The sequence below is a fragment of the Halanaerobium saccharolyticum genome (assembly GCF_003053565.1).
Classification (GTDB): domain Bacteria; phylum Bacillota; class Halanaerobiia; order Halanaerobiales; family Halanaerobiaceae; genus Halanaerobium; species Halanaerobium saccharolyticum_B.
Map to the genome: position 1 here is coordinate 1 of NZ_QAXS01000062.1, position 7,588 is coordinate 7,588.

Annotated in this window: 6 protein-coding genes, 1 pseudogene and 1 other annotated feature; of the genes and pseudogenes, 1 reads left to right on the forward strand and 6 read right to left on the reverse strand. The window is 36.7% G+C overall.

Translation table 11 applies throughout. The features are described 5' to 3' along the window. Window positions 1-214: 214 nt before the first annotated feature. Both C8C76_RS14555 and C8C76_RS14560 read right to left on the reverse strand, forming a co-directional pair. A pseudogene (locus C8C76_RS14555) lies at window positions 215-523 on the reverse strand (class I tRNA ligase family protein); the annotation flags it as partial. Window positions 524-627: 104 nt separating this feature from the next. Next, window positions 628-882 (reverse strand) — a binding site (T-box leader). Window positions 883-929: 47 nt separating this feature from the next. Continuing rightward, a complete protein-coding gene (locus tag C8C76_RS14560; RefSeq protein ID WP_258222599.1) occupies window positions 930-1,526 on the reverse strand; it encodes a DUF1349 domain-containing protein in 597 nt (198 codons plus the stop codon). Between the two features lie 445 nt (window positions 1,527-1,971). On the opposite strand from C8C76_RS14560, the gene C8C76_RS14565 reads away from it, so the two are divergent. Next, on the forward strand, window positions 1,972-3,993 hold the full coding sequence (locus C8C76_RS14565) for a methyl-accepting chemotaxis protein (RefSeq protein WP_108142904.1): 2,022 nt from the start codon (window positions 1,972-1,974) through the stop codon (window positions 3,991-3,993). Window positions 3,994-4,056: 63 nt separating this feature from the next. Here C8C76_RS14565 and C8C76_RS14570 read toward each other — a convergent pair whose 3' ends face one another. The 4 genes from C8C76_RS14570 to C8C76_RS14585 all read right to left on the reverse strand — a co-directional run bounded on the left by C8C76_RS14570 (window position 4,057) and on the right by C8C76_RS14585 (window position 7,470). Further along, window positions 4,057-4,587 (reverse strand): flavodoxin domain-containing protein, encoded by a 531-nt coding sequence (locus C8C76_RS14570; RefSeq protein ID WP_108142906.1) that lies wholly within the window; start codon window positions 4,585-4,587, stop codon window positions 4,057-4,059. Between the two features lie 193 nt (window positions 4,588-4,780). Then, window positions 4,781-5,575 (reverse strand): tryptophan synthase subunit alpha, encoded by a 795-nt coding sequence (trpA, locus tag C8C76_RS14575; protein ID WP_108142908.1) that lies wholly within the window; start codon window positions 5,573-5,575, stop codon window positions 4,781-4,783. After that, window positions 5,568-6,752, reverse strand: coding sequence for a tryptophan synthase subunit beta (gene trpB / locus C8C76_RS14580; protein ID WP_108142910.1), 1,185 nt, complete (start codon window positions 6,750-6,752; stop codon window positions 5,568-5,570). The genes trpA and trpB overlap by 8 nt, the downstream gene beginning before the upstream one ends. A 55-nt stretch (window positions 6,753-6,807) precedes the next feature. Then, window positions 6,808-7,470 (reverse strand): phosphoribosylanthranilate isomerase, encoded by a 663-nt coding sequence (locus tag C8C76_RS14585; RefSeq protein WP_108142914.1) that lies wholly within the window; start codon window positions 7,468-7,470, stop codon window positions 6,808-6,810. Window positions 7,471-7,588 lie beyond the last annotated feature (118 nt).

Here is a 7,588-nt window from a genome sequence, read left to right on the forward strand (position 1 = left end):
TAAATATTCTTCAGTTTGAATTAAATCTGTTGCAACCAGGTCTGGTAAATTCATTAAATCTGTGATAAACTTATTATGCATTTGCTTGACTCCTTCATTGAATTTTTGGTGTTGTAACTATTTAATTCAACGGAGCCAGGCAAATGCCTTTTTTATTTAGATATTTTTAGATTTACAGTTTTTTCTTCACAACATTAATTATACAACCAAATTCTTTTACTTTTTGATGATGAAAAGAATCATCAGTTCTGGTATATAAGTCATAAGTAAAGCCCAGTTTTTCAAATGAATCTTTAAACTCTCTATGATAATTATCTGCAATTTCTTTCGCCTCAACATTTTCCTCTTTTGCTCTCAAAGCTATAGGTGTTCCATGACAGTCACTTCCGGAAACATAAAGCACCTTTTCTCCTTTTAATCTATAATATCTGGCTAAAATATCACCAGGCAGCAAACTTGCTAAGTGGCCTAAATGCAGAGAACCATTGGCATAGGGCCAGGCACCTCCAATAAATATAGTCATTTTAATACCCCTTTCAATTTTGAATGTTTGTGATCTATAAAACTCAAACTAACTTTACTTTTTTCTGATATTAAAACAAAAAACTCCCACCCCCTAGTAAAATACTAGAGGACGAGAGTTGAATTCACGTGGTACCACCTCAGTTTTGCCGATCACCTCACGGCATCAGCCTCAAAGAGTACGACATTAAATGTTTATACTCCGGCACTATAACGGGTGCAACCGGTGTAATCTACTACCTTTTGGATTTGATACACAGCTCCAGAACCATTTTCAATTGAATCTGCAGTATCCCTTCTCAGCAGCAGGATTCTCTGTAAAAGCTTCCTCAATTTACTCTATTCCTTCTTCACTTTTAGATTAAGTTTTCAAAATTATATTACATGCAATTTAAAAAGTCAAATATTTATTCTTTTTCCCAGTGATTATCATCAATAGTTATTTCTTCAATTATTGCTCTAAAGCTGCTCTTTTTTGGACTGCAGGCATAAACTCCAACCTGAATTTCATCAAAATCATGATGCAGGTGGGTAATCCGCATCTGCGACCACTTTCTGCCATCAAAGGAATTTTCAATTAAAAAATCTTCACCTCTTCTGCTGACCCTGTACCAAACTGCATTGATTTCTGAACTAATATCTTCTGTCGCCCAGTCGGAATAGCCTAAATTTGTGACCACCGAACCAAGTCGGCTAATTTCTTGATTTTCATATTCTGTAGAAATTTTAATCCAATTTTCACTGTCCAGTCTGAGCATTATACCGCACTGATCATATTTATTTTGAGGCTCAAATTTAAATTTAGCAGCAAAGGAAAAGTCATCTTTTAAGTCAGTTAGCAGAGCATGCCCATTATCTCTTCTAAAACCGTAGTGAGTTCGCTGCCAGAAATCTGTTTTTGGTTCAGTTTCAATCACCAGTGCATTTTCACAATAATATTTTTCTGGTTTGTTCAGCCAGTAGAAATTATCAAAAATACTTTTGTCCATTTTAATTTTTTGCATTTTGTAGACCTCCAATTTTAGTTCTAATTTTAATAATACTCGCTTACTACTCATTTTTCACTCAAAAAACTTTTTAAGCAAAAATTATCTTGTAATATGAAGTTCTGTTCCTGCATAATTAAGCAGTCTATCTATTCTTTACACTTTTATAATTATCTTTTCCTCAATTTTTTCCTGCTTCTACTCAACTTATTATTGATTTTTTTAAAAATAACGGCTAAATTATTAGGGGTTTTCAACAAAAAGTTATGCTGGTTAAGAAAGTCTGTATATTTATGATAATACGTCTTAATTTAAGCTGAAAGCTTTTTAAAGCTTACAAAGATACTTAAGTTTAGGAAATATATTCACCATAATAATAATGTGCCTAATAAAAGATAAGTCAGTGCAAAAATGACTTAACATAGATTATCAAATATAATTTTAAAAAGGAGAGCAATGAAAAATGAATTTATTTAAATTTAAGTCGATTAGAGCAAAATTTTTAATCCCAACACTTTTAGTACTTATAGTAGGAATGGCAGTAATCGGATACATTGGTTATGACACACAGAGAGATTATATAATGGAGAAAACTGAAGAAACAGCAACCTCTAAGATGGAAGAAATAAAAACCATAATAGATGACAGAAGGGAAAACGCTCAGCTTACTGAAAAAGCAATGGATAAATACCTTATCACAATAACCAGAACAATAGATCAATATTTAACAACAGTACCTGATTCTATGATCCAGGAAGAAATAAATCATCTGATGGAAGAACTGAATGTGGAAGAAATACATGTAACTGATTCAGAGGGAGTTATCAGATGGTCCAGTGTCAGTGGGTTTATAGGATTTGATTTTAGTGAATCAGAACAGACACAGCCTTTTCTAGATGGACTGGAAAATGAAGAGTTTGAGTTAGCACAGGCTCCTCAACAGAGGGGAACAGACGGTGAGTTATTTAAATATATTGGTCTCGGAAGAACCGATAAATCAGGAATTGTACAGATCGGTGTCCAGCCCGAAGAACTGCAGAAAATTTTAGCGAAAATAGATATAACTCGAACTGCGGAAACAACCAAATACGGAAGTAATGGATATGTTTATATAACAAACAAAACTGGTGAGATAATAAGTCACCCTGATAGTGAATTGATAGGCAGCAGTATAACAGATTACAGCTGGAGTGAAGAAATATTAAATCAGGAGGAAGGTAGTGACATTATCAATCTGGAAGGAGAAGAACTGCTCCAGCATTATATGCCTTATGATCAGTATATAATTGTTACTGCACTGCCAACTTCTGAATATCAAACAGCACTGGATGAATACAGAAACAAAATATTGATTACCATCCTGACAGCAATTATTTTAGCTTCAATTATAGTCTTTATGGTGACTTCCTCTGTAGTAAATCCACTTAAAAATGCGATAGAATTTGCAGAAGAAATTGCAAATGGTAATCTTTCTGTAGCTGAATTGAAAGTAAAAACTAAGGATGAAGTGGGTGAACTATCAGAAGCCCTAAACAATATGCTGAAAAACCTAAAAGGGCTTGTCGGCCAGGTAATAGATATCTCGGCTAATCTTTCAGCTTCAAGTGAAGAACTTTCTGCCTCCGGTGAAGAAGTATCAGCATCTGCGGAACATGTTGGGACAGCAATCCAGGATGTTGCATCAGGAGCTGAAGAACAGTCTGCCCAGGCACAGGAAACAAATGCACTGCTTGATGAGCTGACAGGACAGATTAATATGGTTAACAGCTCTTCTGAAGCAATGAATAGAAAATCAGAGGAAGTAACAGACAATATAGAAATCGGAGATAAATCTATAGAAAATTCTGTAGCAGAGGTTAATAAACTTAAGCAGAATTCCAATAATGTAGCCGAGGCCATAGGCTCTCTTGCAGATTCATCACAAAGAATTGGCGAAATAGTGCAGTTAATTAAAGACATCTCTGCTCAGACAAACCTTCTTGCTCTAAATGCAGCTATTGAGGCGGCAAGAGCAGGAGAAGCAGGAAGAGGATTTAGTGTTGTTGCAGATGAAATAAGAGAACTGGCTGAACAGTCAGGAGAAGCTACAGACGAAATCTCAGATTTAATTGGCGGAATCCAGAAAGATGTAGAAGTTTCAGTTAAAAATATGAAGCAGACAGAACAGGCGGTAGACACAAGTGTAGATTCAATAGAAGAAAGCGGTAAATCATTTGATGATATCAGAAAGGCAGCTTCTGTTCTGAATAATATAATTGAAAACATTGGAAAACAGACCGAAAAAATGAAGGTCAACAGTAATGAAGTAGAATCTGCAGTAAAACAGATTGCAGAAGTTAGCCAGACAGCAGCAAGTAACGCAGAAGAAGTTGCTGCTGCAAGTGAAGAGCAAAGTGCTTCCACAGAAGAGATTGTAAATTCAGCTCAGGATCTTGCTGAAATGGCACAGGAACTCTCAAATGCAGTAAATAAATTCAGGATTTAAATTAAAAATAAGTGAATAAATAAAAAAAGCCAGATTGGGAGCTCTCTCAGTCTGGCTTTATCTTTATTTAAAATACTCCACTATTTCTTTTATATTCTCTTTATCTGTAAAATCAACCGGCTTCTCATAAGCAGCAAGTAAGCCTTTTTCCTCTTCGGTCAGTTCTTCACCCTTTTTCTTTTTACTATTTAATTTCCACTTCATTATTCCCATCAGAACTTTATCCTTAAATCCTAATTTGCTGTAATCAAATCCTCCCCGCAGATAGAAAAACTTAAAGTAACTTTGCTCTTCCTCAGTAAAATTTTTATTTTTCACTTCTTCTATAACTTCTTCTGTTGCTGAAGAAGCACCTGTGGCAAAGACAGCTGTCTTTTTACCTTCCAGTTCTTTAATATTCTTTTTTATAAAATCTGCACCATTGATTCCTACAGCATAAAGGCTGCCGCCAAAAATATAAGAGTCATATTCTTTCAGTTTAGCTTTTGTTACTTCTTTACCTGGGATAATATCTGCTTTCAGCTCTTCAGCCAACCATTCAGCATATTTTTTGACAAAACCTGTCTTAGACCAGTAAATAATTAGAGTTTTCATTTTGCTACCCCGCTTCTTAAATTATAAATCTTTTTTAGCTATCGTTTTTATAATTAGCTTTAACTTTTAATTTTCCTGCCTTAAAATAATATGATTATCTCAAAACAGCAAAAAAGGCCAGAATCAATTCTGGCCTTTTAAGGAGGGTTTATCGAGAAAAATCTATATAAATTTTAATTTACTGCCTGCTTAACTAGATCTCTTCATTTATTGCTTTTTTGATAGAGCTTACAAAATCACCGGCATTAGCAAGCATTTCTGCTTCTGTATTTCCAGCCTGAATAGCTTTAATCAAAGCACTGCCGATAATTATTCCATCCGGATAATCAATTATCTGTTTTACCTTTTCCGGGCCATCAATACCAAAACCCAGGCCCAGCGGCAGTTCACCTGCTGTTTTGCGAACCCGGTCCAGATAGCTTTCCAGTTTGGGATAAACTCCCTGCTGGTCATCACCGGTAGTCCCAAGATGAGCCACACAGTAGAGAAAACCAGAACTTTTAGCTGTGATTTCTTCAAGCCGCTTTTCAGAAGTATTGGGAGTTACCAGCATAATTTGGGAAACTCCATATTCGGCCAGATATTTAGATAACTCAGCTTTTTCATCTACCGGCAGATCAGGAATAATCACTCCGGAAATTCCTGCTTCAGCAAGTTCTCGGGCAAATTTTTCTTCTCCATAATTTAAAACTGAATTATAATAACCCATTAAAACCAGCGGTACCTCAACTTTATCCTGAATTTGATTGACCTTTGCAATCAGCTTTTTTAAAGTTGTTCCACCTTTTAGAGCTCTCTGAGAAGCTTCCTGAATCACCGGGCCATCAGCCAGCGGATCGGAAAAAGGTATTCCAAGCTCAATAATATCAACACCCTCATCCTGCAGCCTGTAAATAAGTTTTTCCGTCAGCTCCAGACTGGGATCACCACCACTAATATAGGTTACTAAAGGTTTTTTATCCTTAAATTGTGCTGAAATTTTATTCATCTTTTTCTGCCTCCCTGATCTTCTTAAAGTTATTGATATCTTTATCGCCCCGTCCGGAAAGGTTAACCACAATTATCTGATCTTCCCCCAGTTTAGGAGCCAGTTTTTCTAAATAAGAGAGTGCATGAGAACTCTCCAGAGCCGGAATAATTCCTTCTTTTTCACTTAAAAGCTTGAAAGCAGCTACAGCTTCCAGATCAGTTGCTGACTGATAGTCCACTCGCTTAATTGATTTTAAGTAGCTGTGTTCAGGTCCCACGCCCGGGTAATCAAGCCCTGCAGAAATAGAATAGGCTGGTATAACCTGACCATCATCATCCTGGAGCAGATAAGATTTGCTGCCGTGTAGAACTCCGACTCGTCCGGCTGATAGAGTTGCTGCATGCTCACCACTCTCAATTCCCTTACCAGAGGCTTCAATTCCAATTAAATTTACTTCCTGATCTTCAACAAAGGGATAAAAAATACCCATTGCATTACTGCCGCCGCCAACACAGGCTAAAATATAATCCGGCAGCCGCCCTTCCTTTTCTTTAATCTGCTTTTTTGTTTCATCTCCGATAATTCGCTGAAAGTCACGCACCATCTCCGGGTAGGGATGAGGACCAACAACAGAACCAATAATGTAGTGGGTGTCTTCGACATTGGTTACCCAGTCGCGAATTGCCTCATTGGTAGCATCCTTTAAAGTCTGGGTGCCGCTGGTTACCGGAATAACTTCTGCCCCCAGCATCTCCATCTTATAAACATTTAAAGCCTGCCTCTCAATATCTTCTGCTCCCATATAAATTTCACAGTCCAAATTAAAGCGGGCTGCCACTGTGGCAGTTGCTACTCCGTGCTGTCCGGCTCCAGTTTCTGCAATGATTCTCTTTTTACCCATCTTTTTAGCCAGCAGAATCTGCCCTAAAGTATTATTAATTTTATGGGCTCCGGTGTGGTTTAAATCCTCCCGCTTTAAATAAATTTTTGCTCCCCCGTAGTGTCTGGTTAACTGCTCAGCATAATATAAAGAAGTCGGTCTGCCGCTGTAATCAGCCAGCAGTGACTTTAACTCATTAATAAAATCTGGATCTTCTTTCATTTCTAAATAAACTTCTTCCAGCTCATCTAAGGCCGGCATTAAAGTTTCTGGGACAAAACGTCCCCCAAAATCTTCAAAATATCCTCTGCTCATCTTCTCTACTCCTTTCAAATTTTAATAATATATCAGTAAAAAATTTAAAGTTCAGTTACTGTTTCGACTTCAGCTTTAACTTTGCCTCAGTTCTGGGTTTGAAATTTTTGATTTTTTCTACAGTTTCCTTTAACAACCTGTGATTTTTTTTGCCCGGCTCGTTTTCAATCCTGCTATTTATATCTACTGCAGCTGGATTAAGCCTTTGTAATGCCTCATTTATATTTTCATTTCCCAGTCCCCCGGCGAGAATATATGGTATTTCTAAATCTCTGATTAAAGACCAGTCAAAACTTCTACCCGTTCCTCCGGTCTGATTTCCAATTTTAGTGTCAAAAAGCAGAAAATCTGCTGTTTCTTTGTACTTTTCAATTTCTTTTAAATCATCTTCTCCAGCTATTGAAATTGCTTTGATACTTTTTAAAGTAGTACTTCTAATTAACTCTACTTCCTCACTACCGTGAAATTGAATATAGTCAAATAAGCCGCTATTTGTAATCTCTTCTACCTCGCTTTTAGTTGGATTGACAACAACCGCAACTCTATTTATAAAGGGCGGCATTTTTGCTGTCAGTTCTCTAACCCGGTCCAGATTAACCTGTCTTGAACTTTCAGCAAGGATAAAGCCAACTGCATCAACTCCAATATTTACTGCAAATTTAATATCTCTGCTGCGTGTCATTCCACAAACTTTAATCATCGTTCTATTTTCCAACATCAAATCACCTCTATACTTAAATGTAAGATTTTCGGCTAAATAAGCCCTTGATTGATAAGGCTTAATAGCACCTTTCAAAATTTTTCACCCCAACCTGAAACCAATATTTCCCTTTATC